Raw genomic sequence first — 19,229 nt, forward strand, 5'->3', positions numbered from 1 at the left:
TCCATGCGTGAAATCGTTCTCGATACCGAAACTACCGGGCTTGATCCGCTGCGCGGCGACCGGCTGGTCGAGATCGGCTGCATCGAAATCTACAACCGCATGCCAACAGGGCAAACGTTTCACCGCTACATCAATCCCGAGCGCGACATGCCGGCCGAAGCATTCGCGGTGCACGGACTTTCCGCCGAGTTCCTGTCCACCAAGCCGCTGTTCACGGAAGTGGTCGAGGAGTTCCTGGAATTCATCGCCGATGCGCCGCTGGTGATCCACAACGCGTCGTTCGACATCTCCTTCATCAATGCCGAACTCGACCGCATCAAGCGACAGGTGATTTCGCGCGACCGGCTGGTCGATACGCTGCTGCTGGCGCGCCGCAAGCATCCGGGCGTCTCGAATCGGCTCGACGATCTCTGCTCGCGTTATTCGATCGACAATTCCCGCCGTACCAAGCACGGGGCTCTGCTAGACGCCGAACTGCTGGCCGAGGTCTATATCGACCTGATCGGAGCACGCCAGTCGCAGCTGATCCTGGCCTCGGAGACCCGCGAGTCGCGGGCGGAGCGGACCGGCGATATGCCGCGCCGGCAGCGCGAGACGCCGCTCGCACCCCGAATCACCGATGCTGACCGCGAGGCGCACCGGGCCTTTGTCGCCACGCTGGGCGACAAGGCGATCTGGAACGAGTTTCTGGGAGCTGCTTGAAACGCTGCAGCGGCGTTTAGCCGCTGAGCGCCCCTGTTAGCTGGGCTTTGCGCCCGAGGCGGCCTGCTCTGCCGCCTGCCGCTCCATGTTCTGGCGATACAGGCCGACGAAATCGACGGGATCGAGCATTAGCGGGGGGAACCCGCCGTCCCGCACCGAGGTGGCAATGATTTCGCGCGCAAACGGGAACAACAGCCGCGGGCATTCGATCATGACCAGCGGGTGCAGGTTTTCCTTCGGCACATTGACGATGCGGAACACCCCCGCATAGGCGAGGTCGAACGAAAACATGAGCTTGCCGGCATTTTCCGCCTTGCCCTCGATCGAAAGCGTCACCTCGAACTCGCTCTCGGAGAGATTATTGGCGCCGACATTGATCTGGATATTGATGGCCGGCTGCTGCTGCTGAGGCGCCAGCGATCCTGGGGCGTTCGGATTCTCGAACGACAGGTCCTTGGTATACTGCGCCAATACGTTGAGCTGGGCAGGGGCCTGCTCTGCGGGCGCGCCGTTACCGTTGGTCATGAAACTCTCCTAAAAACGCTGGCGAGCGGAGCCCGGGTTTCTGTCTGAATTCGCTCGGCGGGCGGAAATGCCTTTGCCGGGCGAGTGGCTATCATAGCCCCGCCTTATTCCACAAGGACGACGGGCTGAAGGCGGGTCCGGCCAACCGCCATTTGTGACAGATATGGCTAATAGCGCGCGGCCGGCCTCCCAGCGAGCCCCTTTGGGGTCATCCTAAATAATTGAATATGCGTGATTTCCGGAAATGATCGGATTTCCCCTCGCGGCCAAAACGCGCTACAATTCACCCGCGCCAAAACGCGCCATTGGCCGGGCAAAGTTTCATGCCTACATGCTGCAGTCTCGATTGAAGATGTAATCTCTGCCGTTCCCGGGGTCATGAGGGAACCCTCGACCGCCGGACCCGTTGCCGGCGTTAGAACCAGAAAGCGAATACGACGTGGATATTTACACTATCATCTTCCTGGCGCTGGCCGTCTTCATCTTCCTGCGCCTGCGCAGCGTCCTCGGACAGCGCACCGGGAGCGAACGGCCGCCCTATGATCGCGCCGCGCCGAACGTGGTGCAGCGTACGCAGGACAACAACGTCGTGCCGATGCCCGGTGCCGTGATCGATCAGACGCCGTTGGCGCCGGCCGCGGACGTTGCGCCGGCGACTGACCGCTGGAAGGGCATTGCGGAAGCCGGCACGCCGCTGGCGCAAGGCCTCGACGCGCTTGTCGCGCAGGATTCCTCATTCGATCCCCGTCACTTCCTCTCCGGTGCCCGCAGCGCCTACGAGATGATCGTGCTGGCATTTGCCAATGGCGACCGCCGCGCGCTCAAGGATCTGTTGTCGAGCGAGGTCTATGAGAGTTTCGACGCGGTGATCAAGGATCGCGAGAAGCACGAGCAGAAAACCGAAACGCGGTTTGTTTCGATCGACAAGGCCGAACTGGTGGGTGCGGAAGCCCGCGACAAGGCGGCGCAGCTGACGGTGCGGTTCGTGTCGCAGATGATCTCGGTCACCCGCGACAAGACCGGTGCCATTGTCGATGGAACGCCGGATAAGGTCGCCGATATCACCGATGTCTGGACATTTGCCCGCGACACGAGTTCCCGCGATCCGAACTGGAAGTTGGTTGGCACCGGAAGCGCCAGCTAGCGAGCACAGCCTTGTAAGGTCTCTTGCAAGGTTGGCGCTGGCTGCGATCGCTATCGCGTTGTCACTGGCTCCCCTGGACGCATCTGCCGCGCGTCGGATGCGGTCGCATTCTCATCCGCCACCGCATCCGGTATCCGAGCGTCAGCTTCCTTATCCGCAGCTGGATTTGCCGTTCCAGATCACCAACACCCAATATGCGCCGGTCGCCTGGTCCGACATCACCGGCTGGCGCGAAGACGATCATCTCGCCGCCTACAAGACCTTTCGCGACAGCTGCAAGCCGATAGCAGCGCAAACCAAACCACCATCCGAACCGAAAGCAATTGGTACCTCGCTGCGCGATCCCTGCCGCGTCGCCAGGGGCCTTGAGCTAACCGACGGCGCCAGGGCGAAAGCGTTCTTCGAGGAGCATTTTCTGCCCTTGCGGATATCGCGGCTCGGCGAGCCCGAGGGCTTTGTCACCGGCTATTACGAGCCCATCGTCGACGGCTCGCGGACGGAGAACGAGGTCTACAAAGTGCCGGTCTATCGCCGGCCGTCCAATCTGTTCGTTCGCGGCGTCACGCAGAGCTCGGTCGGTTTGCCCAACGGGGGCAAGGTGTTTCGCAAGATTGGCCGCCGCAAGCTGGTGCCCTATTACGATCGCGCCGAGATCGAGGACGGAGCGATCGAGGGCCGTGGCCTCGAGATCTGCTTTCTGAAGGACCAGACCGATCTGCTGTTCTCGCAGATCCAGGGGTCGGCGCGGGTCAGCCTCGATGATGGCTCGACCGTTCGCATCAATTACGATGCGCATAATGGTTATCCCTATACCCCGGTCGGCCGCATCCTGATCGAACGCAACATCATCCCCAGGGATCAGATGTCGATGCAGAAGATCCGGGAGTGGATGACGGCAAACCCCGATGGCGCCAACGAATTGCGACGCCAGAACCGGTCCTACGTGTTCTTCCGCGAGGTAAACCTCTCCGACAAGGACGAAGCGGTCGGCGCCCAGGGTGTGCCGCTGACGCCGGGTCGCTCGATCGCGGTTGATAAGGCGCTGCATGTCTACGGCACGCCATTCTTCATCGAGGGCGAGTTGCCGATCGACACCGAAACGTCCAAGACGCCGTTTCGCCGGCTGATGATCGCGCAGGACACGGGCTCTGCGATCGTCGGGCCGGCCCGTGCCGATCTCTATCTCGGCGCCGGAGCCGATGCCGGCAAGGTGGCAGGCCGCTTCCGCCATCCTATGCGTTTTGTCATGCTGTTGCCGAAGAGCCTCGATCCCTCCGCGCGGGGCCGCAAGCTGCCGGTGCCGGACGAACGGCCGTCGGAGAAAATCGCAAAGCTGTTTCCGCAGGTTGATCCACTGAAGGATCCCAAGAACGCTGCTCCCGCCACTCCCGCTGCAACGCCGCCCGCGACCGCACCCACATCCGCCGCGCAGGCCGCCGTGGTAAAACCGGTGCCGTTGCCGGCGGCCCGGCCCGATGTCAAACCGGTTTCCGAACCGCGGCACCGCCACATCCGCCGTTTCCGCCACCACCGTCAATGAAACGCCGGACGTCGAGCTCGATCCCCGAAATACCAATGCCGCCGCGGCGCAAGCGCAGCCTCAGCGAAGAGGAGCGTGCGCTGTGGGAAAGCGTGGCCAAGCAGGTCAAGCCGCTGCGCAAGCGGCACCGCACCGTGAAGCCGCCGGCCGCATCGCCGGAGGCGGAAGCCAGTGCCGCTGCCAAGCCTGTTGCGTCACCAAAGGCGACGCCTTCGCCACGAATCATTCCTCCGTCCCGGCCGGAGCCGCCACCGCTGGCGCCGATCGGACGCCGTGAACGCTCACAGCTTTCGCGTGGCCGGAAAGAGATAGACGCCCGGCTCGATTTGCACGGCATGACGCAGATCCGCGCGCACCGCGTGCTGCTTACCTTCCTGCAGCGCGCACACAGCGATGGCCTCACCTTCGTGCTCATCATCACCGGCAAGGGCAAAGTGGGCGGCTCAGAGGCCGAGCGCGGCGTGTTGCGCCGTCAGGTGCCGCAATGGTTGGGTTTGCCGGAATTCCGCTCGCTGGTGGTCGGCTTCGAGGAGGCCCATATCGGCCACGGCGGCGAGGGCGCGCTGTATGTGCGGGTACGAAGGGTTCGCTAGAACGGCCGTACGATCCCGACGCGCGGGATCAGCGTGACGATCCAGCCGAAGACCATGGTCTTCCGATCATCGGTCGATATCGGCGTCACCTCGCGCGAGGCGGGCAGGGCCTTTACCGCGTGCAGGAGCAGGAACAGGCACACCGCCCAGTTCGAAATCCAGCGCGAATAATCGAACACCATCGCAAACATCACGAGATAGAAGAGGCTGATGACGGCGATCACGGCCTTGACGATGTGGCGATGGCGTTCGACGGATAGTGCAGCGATCAGGTCTGCAAAATATCGCCATAGCGGCGTGTGCAGCCAGATCAGCAGCGCGAAGATCGGAAAGCCGAGCAGGTTGTGCGGTAGGCGTTGCCAGGTGTCGGCAACCTCCGTCGACAGCGGCTGGTACCAGATATAGGCAAAGCTCAGCAGGTTACTGCGGCTGGGATCGGCCATCCGGCCCTTTAGATAAGCGACGAAATCTGCTTCGGACACCGCCATCGTTCCATAGAACTGCGCGGCGAAGAAAAGGATGCCGGTGGCGGCAAGCGCGGCGAAGCCCGCGATCGCGCCGGTGCGGCTCACTCCCTGCACCAGATAATAACGCAGCACCACGATGGCCGCGATGGTCGGCACATACATCAGGAGATGAATATGGTGAATCAGCACGAGGATCATCGAGCATAGCGTGGCGAGCAGCACATAGAACAGCGAGCGCGCCGGAATCAGTAAGAGGCAGATCGCAAACAGGCATCCGTAGATGTCGAAATGCCCGAGCGTGTGCATGAAATTCTTCAGGAAGAACGGTGAGCCTACCATGAACACGAACAACGGCAGATGCGCGTCGTCGAAACCGAACGTCCGCCTGAACAGTCGCACGAACAGGCCCGCCGTGATGAGCCAGACCGCTCCACTGATCGCGAACACCAGCCACACCGGCACCTTTGAGGCGAACAGCGCCACGATCGCGCCGATCAGCGCGCGCTTGGTGAAGCCGAAATGATAGTCGACCAGCAGATGAATGTAGGGAACGAAGGGCGGCAGCGCGATCTTGTGCAGGAACACCCCGAAGAACACGGCGACATTGACGGCAATCATCAAGCGCCAGAGGTTTTCCCAAAGACGCAAATTCATCTTCATCGTCGTCCCGGCCTTGAGCTCAGATGCGCAGTGCGCATCGGGGGACCCATATGCAGCGGCCGTGATTGTCTGGCACGATGGTAGATGGCTTGCTTCAACAATAGACGACCGGGGTTATGGGTCCCGGCTCAAGGCCGGGACGACAATCTTTGATACTACAAAATAAACCGGCTCAAATCCGCGTTCTTGGCGAGATCGCCGACGTGCTTCTGCACGTAGTCGGCATCGACCTTGATGGTCTCGCCGTGGCGGTCCGGGGCGGCAAAGGAAATCTCGTCGAGCACGCGCTCCATCACCGTCTGCAGGCGCCGCGCGCCGATATTCTCCACGGTGGAGTTGACGGCGACCGCGACATCCGCCAGCGCGTCGATCGCCCCGTCGGTGATGTCGAGCGTGACGCCTTCGGTCTGCATCAGCGCGATATATTGCTTGATCAGCGACGCCTCCGGCTCGGTCAGGATGCGGCGCATGTCGTCGCGCGTCAGCGCTTCCAGCTCGACACGGATCGGCAACCGGCCCTGCAACTCGGGCAACAGGTCTGACGGTTTTGCGATATGGAACGCGCCGGACGCGATGAACAGGATATGGTCGGTTTTAACCGCGCCGTGCTTGGTCGAGACGGTGGTGCCTTCGATCAGCGGTAGCAGGTCGCGCTGCACGCCTTCGCGCGAGACATCGCCGCCGGTGCGGCCGTCGCGCACGCAGATCTTGTCGATCTCGTCGAGGAACACGATGCCGTTGTTCTCGACCGCGTTGATCGCTTCCAGCACCAGCTGGTCGCTGTCGAGCAGTTTGTCGGATTCTTCGTTCACGAGCGTCTCGTGCGAGTTTTCGACCGTCAGGCGGCGGGTCTTGGTCCGTCCGCCCATCTTGCCGAAGATATCGCCGATCGAAATCGCACCCAGCTGGGCGCCGGGCATGCCCGGGATTTCGAACATCGGCATGCCGCCGGACGACGACGTCTCGATCTCGATTTCCTTGTCGTTGAGTTCGCCGGCGCGCAGCTTCTTGCGGAAGGAATCGCGGGTGGCGGGACTGGAAGCCGGCCCGACCAGTGCGTCGAGCACGCGCTCCTCGGCCGCGAGTTGGGCGCGGGCCTGCACGTCTTTGCGTTTGCGCTCGCGGGTCTGGGAGATCGCGACCTCGACGAGATCACGGATGATCTGCTCGACGTCGCGGCCGACATAACCGACCTCGGTAAACTTCGTGGCTTCGACCTTGATGAAGGGGGCGCCGGCCAATTTCGCCAGCCGTCGCGCGATCTCGGTCTTGCCGACGCCGGTTGGCCCGATCATCAGGATGTTTTTCGGCAGCACCTCCTCGCGCAGATTGCCGGTGAGCTGCAGCCGCCGCCAGCGGTTGCGCAGCGCAATCGAGACGGCGCGCTTGGCGTCGGCCTGGCCGACGATGAAGCGGTCGAGTTCGGATACGATTTCACGGGGGGAAAAGTCGGTCATTGGCTTTAGCTAGGGTGAAATTTCGTTCACGGCAAGGCGGCCTAGATAATCGGCGGGCCGGCCTGCCACTGCTTTATCGCTTCAACGGGGTAGAGCAGCATGATGATGTTCAGCGCCAGATTGTCCCGAATGTGCAGCGCCAACACGATTTCGAACACCAGGGCCAGCGCCACGGTGGCCGCGACCGGGAGTTTTTTCGCCAGCAGGAAGCCGCCGATCATGGCGAAACTGTCGGAGATCGAATTGACGATGGTGTCGCCGTAATAATCCAGCGAGATGGTGGCGGCACGATAGCGGTCGATGATCAAATTTGAATTCTCGACCAGTTCCCAGGCGCCCTCGACCAGCATCGCGAGGATCAGCCGGCCGGGCCAGGCCAGCCGCGGAAACACGAGATGGGCCGCGCCATAAAACAGGAAGCCGTGCAGGATATGCGACAGCGTGTACCAGTCGGCGATGTGCTGCGAATTTTCCGAGCTCTGCACCACGCCGTGCCAGAGTTTGACGTAGCCGCAGGCGCAGATCGGCAGGCGGCCCATCGCATAGAGGATCAAGGCTTGCAGCACCAGGATGACGGCGGCCATCAACAGCCAGCGCCCGGCCGTAACACTGTTGGCGAAGGGAGGCCGTGCGGCGGCGCTGTCTGTAGTCATAGGTTGCGGACCATCAGCAGAGCCTCGCCGTCGGGGGTATCGACCAAGCGATCTCTAACGAAACCCGCCTTCTCATAGGCCCGTATGGCGCGACCATTCGTTGGCTTGGGATCGAGCACGACGCGAGGCGTGTCATTCCTCAGCAGCCCTTCAATGAAGGCGCTGATGAATGCAGACCCGTGGCCCCGCCCCATCATATCGGCTTCGCCGATAAACTGGTCGATCCCACGTGTGCCGAACGGCTGCTGACCAAAGCCGCTATCCCAGTCGCTCATTCGATAGCATTGCAGATAGCCGAACGGCTGGCCATCCAGCGTCACGATGAATTGCGCCACATCAGGATGATCCAGGTCGCCACTGACGAACTCGAAGGTCTCGGGATCATGCCACCATTCGGCGACATGGGGTTCCAGAAGCCAACGCTGAATCAGCGGCAGATCGGCCGTGGTCATCGGGCGGAAGACATAAGGCGGAGCCATGACCGGCCACTCTCCCTAAAGGGTCTCGATCGTCACGTTGCGGTTGGTGTAGACGCAGATATCGGCGGCAATATCCAGCCCGCGGCGAACGATGGCCTCGGCATCCTTGTCGGTATCAATCAGCGCACGGGCGGCGGCCAGCGCATAATTGCCGCCTGAGCCGATCGCCATCACGCCGGCCTCCGGCTCCAGCACGTCGCCAGTGCCGGTCAGCACCAGCGAGACGTCCTTGTCGGCGACGATCATCATCGCTTCCAGGCGGCGCAGATAGCGGTCGGTGCGCCAGTCCTTGGCGAGTTCGACCGCGGCGCGGGTCAATTGACCCGGATACTGCTCCAGCTTGCTCTCCAGCCGCTCGAACAGGGTGAAAGCATCAGCGGTGGCGCCGGCAAAGCCGCCGATAACGTCGCCCTTGCCGAGTTTGCGGACCTTCTTGGCGTTGGATTTGATCACGGTCTGGCCGATCGAGACCTGGCCGTCGCCGCCGATCACCACCTTGCCGCCCTTGCGGACCGTTAAAATGGTGGTGCCGTGCCAGACCGACGGCTCGTTGGGGGATACTTGCATGGAATACCTCGTGTCCGACCAGATTTAGGGGTTCGAGCGCACCGTTACAATCGGCCGGATTTGGTCACTATAGGGGGAAGTTGAGCCTTTTAAGCACGATCCCGCAGTGGCGAAGGCGACTTCGGCCTGTTAAAAGGGCCGCGTTTTCGGCCGGGAAGAGGCAAAGGGAAGCACATTTCATGCGCACAGCGACCATCAAGCGCAAGACCAAGGAGACCGACATCGAGGTGGCGGTAAACCTCGATGGCACGGGCGTGTCCAAGGTTTCGACCGGTATCGGCTTCTTCGACCATATGCTCGACCTCCTGGCCCGGCATTCGCGCATCGACATCGCAGTCAAGGCGGATGGCGATCTCCATGTCGACCATCACCACACCACCGAGGACGTCGGCATCGCGCTGGGTCAGGCCGTCAAGCAGGCGCTCGGCACCATGGCCGGGATCACCCGCTATGCCTCGATCCACATGCCGATGGATGAGACGCTGACGCGCGTCGTGATCGACATTTCGGGCCGGCCGGTGCTGGTGTTCAAGGCCGATTTTCCGCGCGACAAGATCGGCGAATTCGACACCGAGCTGGTTCGCGAATGGTTCAACGCGTTCACGACCAACGCCGGCGTGACTTTGCACGTCGAAACCATATATGGCGAGAACAGCCATCATATCGCCGAATCCTGCTTCAAGGGTTTGGCCCGGGCGCTTCGGACGGCGGTTGCCATCGACCCAAAAACCGCAGGCGAAGTGCCATCCACCAAGGGTCAGCTCGGCGGCTGATTTTGGACCATGATCTGGACCCGGGGCCCCGCTGGCGAAAGTGGGCACCGGTTTCCCCGAAACGGTCCATGCTTGAACTAAAAGGCTGATCGGACTGACCAATCAGCTCGATCTGGTTCGCGGCGGAGAGTGACGATGCCGGTCTATACAGTGCATGCCCCGGTCAATGGCGGCGCCGATCTGGCGTCGACCGACAGGTTTATTTTCGTCCGCGACGGCTTCCATTTCTGGGCCGCGGTGGCGAGCCTGCCGTGGCTTGTCTGGCATCGTCTGTGGCTGGCGCTGATCGGCTGGATCGCGCTGACAGTTGCGATTGCATTCGGCCTGAGGGCGCTTGGCGCCGGCGGTGGTACCATCCTGTTCGCCAATTTCCTGGTTGCGGTTCTGATGGGCTTTGAAGCGGCCAGCCTGCGGCGCTGGACGTTCTCGCGGCGCAAATGGCGGCAGCTCGATATCGTGGTGGCCGATGACGAGGAAGCCGCCGAGCAGCGCTTCTTCAATCGCTGGACCGCAAGGCAGCGCGGTCTCACCAACGACCAATGGGCGGTTGAGCGCGGCGGACCGCCGCCGACCCGCAACATTCCGGGCCAGCCATTTTCAAAACCGCCGCCGATGCCGCAAGGCGGCATCATCGGCCTGTTTCCCGAGCCGGGAGGATTGCGATGAGCGTTGCGATCATCGATTACGGCTCGGGCAATCTGCACTCGGCGGCCAAAGCGTTCGAGCGCGCCGCGCGCAGCATGGAAAATTCGCCGAAGATCATGGTGACGCGCGATCCCGAAGCGGTATTCCGCGCCGATCGCATCGTGTTGCCCGGCGTCGGTGCCTTCGCCGATTGCCGCAGGGGCCTCGATGCCGTCGACGGCATGCTCGAGGCAATGACGGAAGCCGTGCGTTCCAAGGCGCGGCCGTTCTTCGGCATCTGCGTCGGCATGCAGCTGATGGCGACGCGCGGCAAGGAGCATGTCACCACCGACGGCTTCAACTGGATCGCGGGCGACGTCGAAAAGATAACGCCGCGCGAAGAGAACCTGAAAATTCCGCACATGGGCTGGAATACGCTCGACATGGTGCGCGAGCACCCGGTGCTGGAGCGCCTGCCGCTCGGGCCGAAGGGCCGCCACGCCTATTTCGTGCACTCCTATCACCTCAACGCCTCGCATGAAGCGGATGTGCTGCTGCGCGCCGAGTATGGCGGGCCGGTAACGGCGATGGTCGGCAAGGACACCGCGATCGGTACGCAATTCCACCCGGAAAAGAGCCAGCGTTTCGGGCTGGGTCTGATCTCGAACTTTTTGAAATGGAAGCCGTGATCCTTTTTCCCGCTGTCGATTTGAAAAACGGCCAGTGCGTGCGCCTCGAACAGGGCGACATGGCGCGGGCGACCGTGTTCAACCTCGATCCCGCAGCGCAGGCGCGCGCCTTTGCCGATCAGGGCTTTGAATATCTGCATGTCGTCGATCTCGACGGCGCCTTTGCCGGCAAGCCGATGAACGCGCTCGCCGTCGAAGGCATGCTGAAGGCGGTCACGATGCCGGTGCAACTCGGCGGCGGCATTCGCGACCTCAAGACGATCGAGGCCTGGCTCGACAAGGGCATTGCGCGGGTAATCATCGGCACCGCCGCGGTGCGCGACCCGGAACTGGTGAAGAGCGCCGCGAAGAAATTCCCCGGCCGCGTCGCGGTCGGTCTCGACGCCCGCGACGGCAAGGTCGCGGTCGAAGGCTGGGCCGAGACCTCGCAGGTGACCGTGCTCGAAATCGCGCAACGGTTCGAGGACGCCGGCGTCGCCGCGATCATCTTTACGGACATCGCGCGCGACGGTCTGCTCAAGGGCCTCAACCTCGACGCAACGATTGCGCTGGCCGAGAGCATCTCGATTCCCGTCATCGCCTCCGGCGGCTTTGCTTCCATCGAGGACGTCAAGGCGCTGCTGGAGCCGCGCGCCAAAAAGCTGGCGGGCGCGATTGCCGGCCGTGCGCTCTATGACGGCCGGCTCGATCCCGCAGCCGCATTGGCGCTGATCCGCAACGCGCGCAGCGCGGCGTAGGGAGACTACGATGTTCAAGGTCCGCGTGATCCCCTGCCTCGACGTCAAGGACGGCCGCGTGGTCAAGGGCGTCAACTTCGTCGATCTGCGCGACGCCGGCGATCCCGTGGAAGCGGCGATTGCGTATGACGCCGCCGGCGCCGACGAGCTCTGCTTCCTCGACATCACCGCCACCCACGAGAACCGCGGCACCATGCTCGACGTTGTCAGGCGGACGGCGGAAGCCTGCTTCATGCCGCTGACGGTCGGCGGCGGGGTGCGGACGATTGACGACATCAAGACGCTGCTGCGATCCGGCGCCGACAAGGTCTCGATCAACAGCGCGGCGGTCTCCAACCGTGAATTCGTCAAGCAGGGGGCTGAAAAGTTCGGCGAGCAGTGCATCGTGGTCGCGATCGACGCCAAGCGGGTCAAACGCGCCGGCGGCTCGGACCGCTGGGAGATTTTCACCCATGGCGGGCGCAATTCGACCGGGATCGACGCCATCGAATACGCCCAGGAAGTGGTCTCGCTCGGCGCCGGCGAAATCCTGCTGACCTCGATGGACCGGGACGGCACAAGGCAGGGCTTCGACCTGCCGCTGACACAGGCCATCGCCGACAGTGTTCCCGTACCGGTAATTGCGTCCGGCGGCGTCGGCAATCTCGACCACCTCGTGGACGGCATCCGCCAGGGCCACGCCACCGCGGTGCTGGCGGCCTCGATATTCCACTTCGGCGAATTTACCATTCGCCAAGCCAAGGAGCACATGGTGCGGGCCGGGCTGCCGATGCGGCTCGATCCCTGACGACTCCCCGTCACAAAAGTGCTAAGTCCGTGATCGGGATGGCGCGGGCCTTCAGCCGGCGCAATTGTTGAGTTCAGTCGATGCCACGTTTCACCATTCATGATCTGGCCGCCACCATCGATGCCCGGGCCGCATCGGGGGGAGAGGCGTCCTACACCCGCAAGTTGCTCGACAAGGGCGCGGAGCACTGCGCCAAGAAGCTGGGCGAGGAAGCGGTCGAGACCGTGATCGCCGCGGTCGAGAACGATCGCGACCACCTGATCGCCGAAAGCGCCGATTTGCTGTTTCATCTGCTGGTGCTGCTCAAAGCGCGCGGCGTGACGCTGGAAGAAGTCGAGACCGCGCTCGGGCAACGTACCAACCAGTCCGGGCTGGAAGAAAAAGCCGCGCGCAAGCGCGATTGAGCAAGAGGCGACGCCATGGATATTCGGGCGACGGACCAGCAATACAACCCCTACCGGATCTTCACCCGCGAGCAGTGGGCGCGATTGCGCGACGACACGCCGATGACGCTGGAGCCGGGCGAGTTCGAACGGCTGCGTTCGCTGCACGACCGCCTCGATTTGCAGGAGGTCGAGGACATCTTCCTGCCGCTGTCGCGCCTGCTGTCGATCTATGTCGATGCGACCTTGCGGCTCTACCAGGCGCAGCGTCAGTTCCTCGGCATCCGCGACCGCAAGGTGCCCTATATCATCGGCGTTGCCGGCTCCGTGGCGGTCGGCAAATCCACCACCGCGCGCGTGCTGCAGGCGCTCTTGGCGCGCTGGTCGCCGCGGCCCAAGGTCGAAATGGTGACGACCGACGGCTTTCTGTTTCCGAACGCCGTGCTCGAGCGGCAGGGCCTGATGCAGAAGAAGGGCTTTCCCGAGAGCTACGACCTGCCGATGCTGCTGTCGTTCCTGAGCGACATCAAGGCCGGCCGGCGGCCGGTGCGCGCGCCGGTCTATTCGCATTTGACCTACGACATCGTTCCCAACCAGTGGATCGAGGTCGACCGCCCCGACATCCTGATCGTCGAGGGCGTCAACGTGCTGCAGACCGGCCGGCTGCCGCGCGACGGCAAGGCGGTTCCTGTGGTCTCCGACTTTTTCGACTTCTCGGTTTATATCGACGCCGACGAAGCGGTGCTGCGCCAATGGTATGTGCGGCGCTTCCTCGCGCTGCGCGACACGGCGTTTACCGATCCGCGGTCCTACTTCCATCGTTACGCGCCGCTCTCCGACGAGGAGGCGACGGCAACGGCGCTGGCGATCTGGGAACGTACCAACCTTGCCAATCTCGAAGACAACATCTTGCCGACCCGGCCGCGCGCGACGCTGATTCTCAAGAAGGGCGCCGATCACGTCGTCGAGACGGTGGCGCTGCGGCGGCTGTAGCCAGCTTCGTAGGATGGGTTGAGCCCTTGCGAAACCCATCAGCGTCGTCGCCAGTCATTGATGGGTTTCGCGAAGAGCTCAACCCATCCTACGATTGATGTCACGCCGCGATGTGCCGCGACGCTGCCAGCCCTGCGATCGCCTCCGCCAGTTTCTCGCGGTCGAGCGGCTTGATCAGGAAACCGTCCATCCCGGCTTCAAAACAGGCGTAACGATCTTCCACCAGCGTGTTGGCGGTCAGCGCCAGGATCGGCGTCCGGCGGCCGGGCAGGCCGGATTCCAGCGTGCGCATCCGCTTGGTGGTTTCGATGCCGTTGAGCTGCGGCATCTGGATGTCCATCAGCACCAGATCATAGCCCGCGCCGGCTGACTTGGCCGACAGCCAGGATTCCAGCGCCTCTTCGCCATTGGTGGTGATGACGGCCTGGTGCCCCAGCCGGCTCAGCAAGGAGCGCATCAACAGCGCGTTGATCTCATTGTCTTCCGCGACCAGGATCGAAAGGCCCTTGCTCGCCGGCGCCGGCGTCGGGGCAGGCTCGTCGAGGCCCGTCATCGCATCGCTGACGACGCTGGGCGCCGAGATTTCCGCCGTCGCCGTCAGGCGCGCCGCGAGCGAGGCGGCGCGGAGCGGCTTGACCAGATAACCGGTGAAGGGGGATGCCGCGGATGGTTGCAGTTCCTGCCGCGTGGCCGGCGTGAACATCACGATGCGCTGGGTGGCGTGCAGCCGTGCGGCCTCGCCGAACGCTTCGATGGCTTTGGTGCCGAGCGCGTGATCGATCAGGATGGCGTGCCAGAGCCGCTCCGGCAGCAGCGCCTCGGCGACGTCGGCGTCGGAAACCATGCAGGTCTGGCCGCCCCAGCGCTGCAGCCGCCGCGCGGTCAACGAGGCCTCGATGCTTTGCGGCGACACCAGCATGATCGACTGCCCGGTCAGGTCGGGTGCGGCAAACGTCTTGGGCGTGCCGGAATCGGAGGCCGGCAGCGGGATCGTCACCTCGAACGTCGAACCAGTGCCGGGCTTGCTCTCCAGCGTGATGCGGCCGCCCATCCGCTTGACGATGCGATCGCTGATGCTGAGGCCCAATCCGGTGCCGCCATAGCTGCGCGCGATGCGGTCGTCGGCCTGCTCGAATTCGCGGAAGATGCGCTCCTGCGCCTCGGGCGCGATGCCGATGCCGGTGTCGCGCAACACAAAACTGACTTCACCCGGACGGATGCCGGGCTCGACAATTAACGCGACGCCGCCGGTCGCGGTGAACTTGATGGCGTTGCCGGCGAGATTGAGCAGCAGCTGGCGCAGCCGCGCCGCATCGCCGACCACTTCCATCGGCAGGCGCTCGTCGATATAGGCGGCGATCTCGAGCTTGCGGGCCTGCGCGCGCGGCGCCAGCAATTCGGTAATGCCCTCGATCAGCTCTGGCAGCGCGAAGGCGCGATGTTCGAGGTCGATCTTGCCGGCCTCGATCTTGGAATAGTCCAGCAGCTCCTCGATCAGCGACAGCAGCGCGTCGCCGGAGGTCTTCACCGCCTTGACGTAGGTGGTCTGTTCCGGCGTCAGCGGCGTATCCAGCAGCAGCCCGCTCATGCCGATGATGCCGTTCAGCGGCGTGCGGATCTCGTGGCTCGCCATGGCGAGGAAGCGCGACTTGGCGCGGCTGGCGGCATCGGCCTGATCGCGGGCCTCGGCCAGCGCGCGCTCGCTCTCGGTGCGGTTGGTGACGTCGCGGCCGACGCTCTGCATTTCGGAAGGCCCGCCGGCATCGTTGCGCACCAGCGCTTCACGCCAGGCGATCCATCGTGGCCCCTCGGGACCGGCGATCTTCTGGTCATGGATACGCGTCCCGTTCCACTCCAGCACGCTGTCGCCCTGTTCCAGAATTTCGAGCGTGGCGGTGCTGCTGATCAGGGCCTCGCGCGGCGCTTGCGCCAGTTCGCAATAGGCATCGTTGACGAAGGTGATGCGGCCGTCGGTGTCGCGCAGGATGATCAAATCGCCCTGCGATTCGAACAGGCGGCGGGTGCGCTGCTCGGCCTCCTGCAGTTCCCAGTTGCGGTCCGCCATCGCTTCATTGTGCAGGGCGACCTTGTGCATCTTCTTGCGCAGGAAGCGAAACCGGGCGCTCTGGGCGGCCAGGGCGACGCAGGCGATCGCGAACAGGAAACTGATGCCGATCGCAAAGGTGTGCGGATTGTAGCCGGATATTTCCGAGCGGCTTGCGGTAATGAAGCCGTAGGCGCCGCCAAAGGTGGCGGAAAAGACGATGAACGAGCGGAGGGTGAAGCTGACCCAGGGATACCGGCGGCCAAAGCGGCGGAAGTATAGTTTGATCCGGTAAGTCCGCCCCATCGTCAGTTACCCTGAGATTGTTTGCTCGAATTGAGGCGGCTCGATTCGCCCGGTGCGTCCCGAGAGACGATGCGTCGCCGATCTTGAAAAGTGCTTGAGGCTGGCTGCCTTTCGCGGGTGCGATAAGAACAGGGTTGATGAAGTGTTAACTCACAGCGAGGCGGCCACGACGCGAGGCTGTGCGCCGCGGGCGCTGACGATGAGAGCGGCGGCATCGCGCACCGAAAAGCTCTTCGAGCGCACGAAGATGCGGTAATCGGCGGGTCCCTCCGTCGAGAGATAGACGACGGGTTTGGACGGCGACGGCGAACTGGAAATCGCGACCAGCTGCGGCGGCGAATGGCTTTCGCAGGCCCCACGCTCGGTGCTGTCGACGTCGTCAATGACGGTAAAGTCCGCCGCTTCCGCGCTGTCGGAGATCTGGACGCGGACGGTGGCGCGGCCGGGATCATGAGTGAAACTGACGTGACGTTCGGCCTGCCAGGACAGCGCCGCGATCTGGACCGAAGCGCCCGCAATCTCGATGCAGGGGCGCGGACCGGTCGAAAACTCGCCGCGGGCGAACAGGGCGACGACGGCCAGCGGAACCACCGAGGCCAGAACCTTGAAACGCAACATGACACTACCCACTCAGCACAAGCCCGCGACAGGGAGCTTATGGTTGGCAGAGGGTAAAGAAAACTCGTTACTACGGGGTTTATGAGGCGCGGTGTCGTCCTCCGCGAAAGCGGGGGACCCAGTACGCCGCGGCTTATCGGTTCAATCATCGTCGTCTCTGGGATACTGGATCACCCGCATGCGCGGGTGATGACAACTGAATATGTGTTCGCGATCTCGCGACGCATTGCGCCCGAGCTTTGTAAATTCGTTCCGCCCCCAGAATTAAGAGGGCGCAGGGAATGCCGGATGTGCGCTGCACCCGCGGTCCCGTGTGCAATTTGCACAGAAAAATGCGCACACGAGCATACAGGGCAGCGGAGAACATCCGACATTCCCTGCGCAGTGGCTTTACGGCTTATGCCGTGCTCTCCCCGGAGACGAGTTCTTGATTGACTCCGTCACTGCCGTTTCCGCTTGCGCTTCTCCGACAGCTTGACACCAGCAACGGGTGCCAGGACCACACGGTTTTGCCGTACGCTCGATCCACGCCATCGTCAGACGTGAGCCCAGCGTCCACCGCAACCCGCCCAACGTCCGTGACGACGGCCGACGCCCTTCTGACCAGGGCGGGATGGCGATAGATGCGCACTGATTTGGGCCGGCCGACAACAGAAATATTTTTGATTTACAGAAATTTTCTACTTGACATGATTTCTGAAACTCAGAACTGATTTGCCCGTCGGGTCAATTTGTCGCGACAAGATTAGAAAGCGGCCCGCCGGGACGGCTTGCGTGGTGCCAGAGTGACGACTTGGCGACTGCGGGTCCGGCACAGTCCTAAGGCAACAACCGCAGTTGAATTGTTTCGGCTTTCTGACTCCCGAGTGCAAGAGGTGATCGTTCGATCTTGTAGGATGGGTGGAGCCAACGGGTCGCGCCAATGCGCGCCCGATGACAGGCTCCGCAATACCCATCTATGGCTGGCGACGAAGCTGGTGGGTATCGCTGCGCTCCACCCACCCTACGACTCACGCCGCGCGCCGCGCATCGTCGGCCAAGGCGCGATACGACAACGCTTCCGCCAGATGCAGCCGGCCGATCTTTTCCGCGCCGTCGAGATCGGCCAGCGTGCGGGCGACGCGCAGCACGCGATGATAGCCGCGCGCGGTCAGCTTCATGGTCTCGGCGGCGTCGCGCAGCAGCTTTTGTCCCTGCGCATCCGGCTGCGCTATGGTTTCCAGGAGCGACGCCGGCGCTTCGGCATTGGTGCGGACATGCGGCATGCCGGCCGCCGCGTACCGCGCGAGCTGAACGTCGCGCGCGGCGGCGACGCGGGCGGCGACTTCGGCCGAGCCTTCACTCGGGGGCGGCAGGATCAGGTCGGCGGCGGTCACCGCCGGCACTTCGATGCGCAGATCGATGCGGTCCATCATCGGCCCCGAAATACGCACCTGATAATCCGACGTGCAGCGGTCGATCCGGCCGCGCTTGCAGGAATAGCCGGGCTCATAGGCGTGGCCGCAGCGGCACGGGTTCATCGCCGCGACCAGCATGAAGCGCGCCGGATAGGTGACGCGGTGATTGGCCCTGGACACCGCGACCTCGCCGTTCTCCAGCGGCTGGCGCAGCGAGTCCAGCACGCGCGGATCGAACTCCGGCAATTCGTCGAGGAACAGCACGCCCTGATGCGCCAGCGAGATCTCGCCGGGTTTTGCCCGCATCCCGCCGCCGGTCAGCGCGGCCATGCTGGCGGAATGATGTGGCGCCCGGAACGGCCGCCGCGCCGTCAATGCGCCGTCGCGGATTTCGCCGGCGACCGAGGCGATCATCGAGACTTCCAAAAGTTCGGACGGCGACAGCGGCGGCAGGATCGAGGGCAGCCGCGCCGCTAGCATCGACTTGCCGGCGCCTGGCGAGCCGATCATCAGGAGATGATGTCCGCCGGCCGCCGCGATCTCCAGCGCGCGTTTTGCGCTTTCCTGGCCCTTGATGTCGCGCAAGTCGAGCAGCGTTTCCTCGCGCTCATGCACTTTCGGCTGCGGGCGCGACAGCAGCTGCGTGCCTTTAAAGTGGTTGGCGATCTGGATCAGCGATTTCGCCGCGATGATCTGGATATCCGGGCTCGCCCACGCGGCTTCCGTTCCGCACGCAGCGGGGCAGATCAGGCCTTCATCGCGCGAATTGGCGCCGATCGCCGCCGGCAGCACGCCCGCGACCGGCGCGATCGATCCGTCGAGCCCGAGTTCGCCGAGCACCGTAAAGCCTGCGAGCGCGTCCGGCGGAATCGCGCCGATGGCAGCCATCAGGCCGAGTGCGATCGGGAGGTCGTAATGGCTGCCTTCCTTGGGCACGTCGGCGGGGGCGAGGTTGACGGTGATCCGCCGCGCCGGCAGCGCCAGCCCCGAGGCGATCAGCGCCGAACGTACCCGCTCGCGCGCCTCGGAAACCGCCTTGTCGGGCAGGCCGACGATCGCGATGGTAAGGACAATTAACCCCTAGCGAGAAG

The 19,229-nt window shown here is 63.5% G+C and carries 19 protein-coding genes and 1 pseudogene; 11 read left to right on the plus strand and 9 right to left on the minus strand.

The features are described 5' to 3' along the window. Window positions 1-3 precede the first annotated feature (3 nt). Window positions 4-702 carry a DNA polymerase III subunit epsilon gene (dnaQ, locus tag JQ609_RS18525; protein WP_212274458.1) on the plus strand — a complete coding sequence of 233 codons (699 nt, stop codon included), beginning with the start codon at window positions 4-6 and terminating at the stop codon, window positions 700-702. 36 nt (window positions 703-738) lie between these two features. On the opposite strand, the gene secB is transcribed toward dnaQ, so the two are convergent. After that, window positions 739-1,227 (minus strand): protein-export chaperone SecB, encoded by a 489-nt coding sequence (gene secB, locus JQ609_RS18530; protein WP_212207592.1) that lies wholly within the window; start codon window positions 1,225-1,227, stop codon window positions 739-741. A gap of 439 nt (window positions 1,228-1,666) precedes the next feature. Here secB and JQ609_RS18535 point away from each other — a divergent pair, with 439 nt between their 5' ends. From JQ609_RS18535 to JQ609_RS18545, 3 genes are all read left to right on the plus strand, one after another. Continuing rightward, window positions 1,667-2,371, plus strand: coding sequence for a Tim44/TimA family putative adaptor protein (locus JQ609_RS18535; protein ID WP_212207591.1), 705 nt, complete (start codon window positions 1,667-1,669; stop codon window positions 2,369-2,371). Window positions 2,372-2,537: 166 nt separating this feature from the next. Next, on the plus strand, window positions 2,538-3,911 hold the full coding sequence (locus tag JQ609_RS18540; protein WP_409411189.1) for a murein transglycosylase A: 1,374 nt from the start codon (window positions 2,538-2,540) through the stop codon (window positions 3,909-3,911). After that, on the plus strand, window positions 3,908-4,504 hold the full coding sequence (locus tag JQ609_RS18545) for a Smr/MutS family protein (RefSeq protein ID WP_212274460.1): 597 nt from the start codon (window positions 3,908-3,910) through the stop codon (window positions 4,502-4,504). Before JQ609_RS18540 ends, JQ609_RS18545 begins: the two co-directional genes overlap by 4 nt. Here the strand turns inward: JQ609_RS18545 and JQ609_RS18550 are convergent. The 5 genes from JQ609_RS18550 to hslV form a co-directional block, all read right to left on the minus strand. After that, the gene (locus tag JQ609_RS18550; protein ID WP_212274461.1) at window positions 4,501-5,625 is read right to left on the minus strand and encodes a hypothetical protein; all 1,125 of its coding nucleotides are present in this window, start codon (window positions 5,623-5,625) and stop codon (window positions 4,501-4,503) included. The two genes, JQ609_RS18545 and JQ609_RS18550, sit on opposite strands and share 4 nt — an antisense overlap. 161 nt (window positions 5,626-5,786) lie before the next feature. After that, on the minus strand, window positions 5,787-7,088 hold the full coding sequence (gene hslU / locus JQ609_RS18555; protein ID WP_212207588.1) for an ATP-dependent protease ATPase subunit HslU: 1,302 nt from the start codon (window positions 7,086-7,088) through the stop codon (window positions 5,787-5,789). A gap of 41 nt (window positions 7,089-7,129) precedes the next feature. Beyond that, window positions 7,130-7,741 (minus strand): DUF2585 domain-containing protein, encoded by a 612-nt coding sequence (locus JQ609_RS18560; RefSeq protein WP_212274462.1) that lies wholly within the window; start codon window positions 7,739-7,741, stop codon window positions 7,130-7,132. Further along, a complete protein-coding gene (locus JQ609_RS18565; RefSeq protein ID WP_212207586.1) occupies window positions 7,738-8,220 on the minus strand; it encodes a GNAT family N-acetyltransferase in 483 nt (160 codons plus the stop codon). The genes JQ609_RS18560 and JQ609_RS18565 overlap by 4 nt, the downstream gene beginning before the upstream one ends. 15 nt (window positions 8,221-8,235) lie before the next feature. Further along, on the minus strand, window positions 8,236-8,787 hold the full coding sequence (gene hslV / locus JQ609_RS18570; RefSeq protein WP_212274463.1) for an ATP-dependent protease subunit HslV: 552 nt from the start codon (window positions 8,785-8,787) through the stop codon (window positions 8,236-8,238). 179 nt (window positions 8,788-8,966) lie between these two features. On the opposite strand from hslV, the gene hisB reads away from it, so the two are divergent. The 7 genes from hisB to coaA all read left to right on the plus strand — a co-directional run bounded on the left by hisB (window position 8,967) and on the right by coaA (window position 13,773). After that, on the plus strand, window positions 8,967-9,560 hold the full coding sequence (hisB, locus tag JQ609_RS18575; protein ID WP_212274464.1) for an imidazoleglycerol-phosphate dehydratase HisB: 594 nt from the start codon (window positions 8,967-8,969) through the stop codon (window positions 9,558-9,560). A gap of 135 nt (window positions 9,561-9,695) precedes the next feature. Next, a complete protein-coding gene (locus JQ609_RS18580; protein ID WP_212274465.1) occupies window positions 9,696-10,226 on the plus strand; it encodes a DUF2628 domain-containing protein in 531 nt (176 codons plus the stop codon). After that, window positions 10,223-10,873, plus strand: a complete 651-nt coding sequence (gene hisH, locus JQ609_RS18585; protein ID WP_212274466.1) for an imidazole glycerol phosphate synthase subunit HisH — start codon at window positions 10,223-10,225, stop codon at window positions 10,871-10,873. Before JQ609_RS18580 ends, hisH begins: the two co-directional genes overlap by 4 nt. Continuing rightward, window positions 10,861-11,610, plus strand: coding sequence for a 1-(5-phosphoribosyl)-5-[(5-phosphoribosylamino)methylideneamino]imidazole-4-carboxamide isomerase (gene hisA, locus JQ609_RS18590; protein WP_212207581.1), 750 nt, complete (start codon window positions 10,861-10,863; stop codon window positions 11,608-11,610). The genes hisH and hisA overlap by 13 nt, the downstream gene beginning before the upstream one ends. 10 nt (window positions 11,611-11,620) lie before the next feature. Beyond that, on the plus strand, window positions 11,621-12,397 hold the full coding sequence (gene hisF, locus JQ609_RS18595; protein ID WP_212207580.1) for an imidazole glycerol phosphate synthase subunit HisF: 777 nt from the start codon (window positions 11,621-11,623) through the stop codon (window positions 12,395-12,397). An 80-nt stretch (window positions 12,398-12,477) separates the two neighbouring features. Beyond that, window positions 12,478-12,801, plus strand: a complete 324-nt coding sequence (locus JQ609_RS18600) for a phosphoribosyl-ATP diphosphatase (RefSeq protein WP_192736143.1) — start codon at window positions 12,478-12,480, stop codon at window positions 12,799-12,801. Between the two features lie 15 nt (window positions 12,802-12,816). Continuing rightward, the gene (gene coaA / locus JQ609_RS18605) at window positions 12,817-13,773 is read left to right on the plus strand and encodes a type I pantothenate kinase (RefSeq protein ID WP_192736144.1); all 957 of its coding nucleotides are present in this window, start codon (window positions 12,817-12,819) and stop codon (window positions 13,771-13,773) included. Window positions 13,774-13,873: 100 nt separating this feature from the next. On the opposite strand, the gene JQ609_RS18610 is transcribed toward coaA, so the two are convergent. From JQ609_RS18610 to JQ609_RS18620, 3 genes and pseudogenes are all read right to left on the minus strand, one after another. Then, window positions 13,874-16,123 carry an ATP-binding protein gene (locus JQ609_RS18610; RefSeq protein ID WP_212274467.1) on the minus strand — a complete coding sequence of 750 codons (2,250 nt, stop codon included), beginning with the start codon at window positions 16,121-16,123 and terminating at the stop codon, window positions 13,874-13,876. Window positions 16,124-16,273: 150 nt separating this feature from the next. Further along, entirely contained in the window at window positions 16,274-16,741 is a 468-nt protein-coding gene (locus JQ609_RS18615; protein ID WP_212274468.1) for a hypothetical protein, read from the minus strand. A 1,010-nt stretch (window positions 16,742-17,751) separates the two neighbouring features. Further along, a pseudogene (locus JQ609_RS18620) lies at window positions 17,752-19,197 on the minus strand (YifB family Mg chelatase-like AAA ATPase); the annotation flags it as partial. Between the last annotated feature and the right edge of the window lie 32 nt (window positions 19,198-19,229).

It is taken from the genome of Bradyrhizobium sp. AUGA SZCCT0169 (assembly GCF_018130085.1).
Taxonomy (GTDB): Bacteria; Pseudomonadota; Alphaproteobacteria; order Rhizobiales; family Xanthobacteraceae; genus Bradyrhizobium.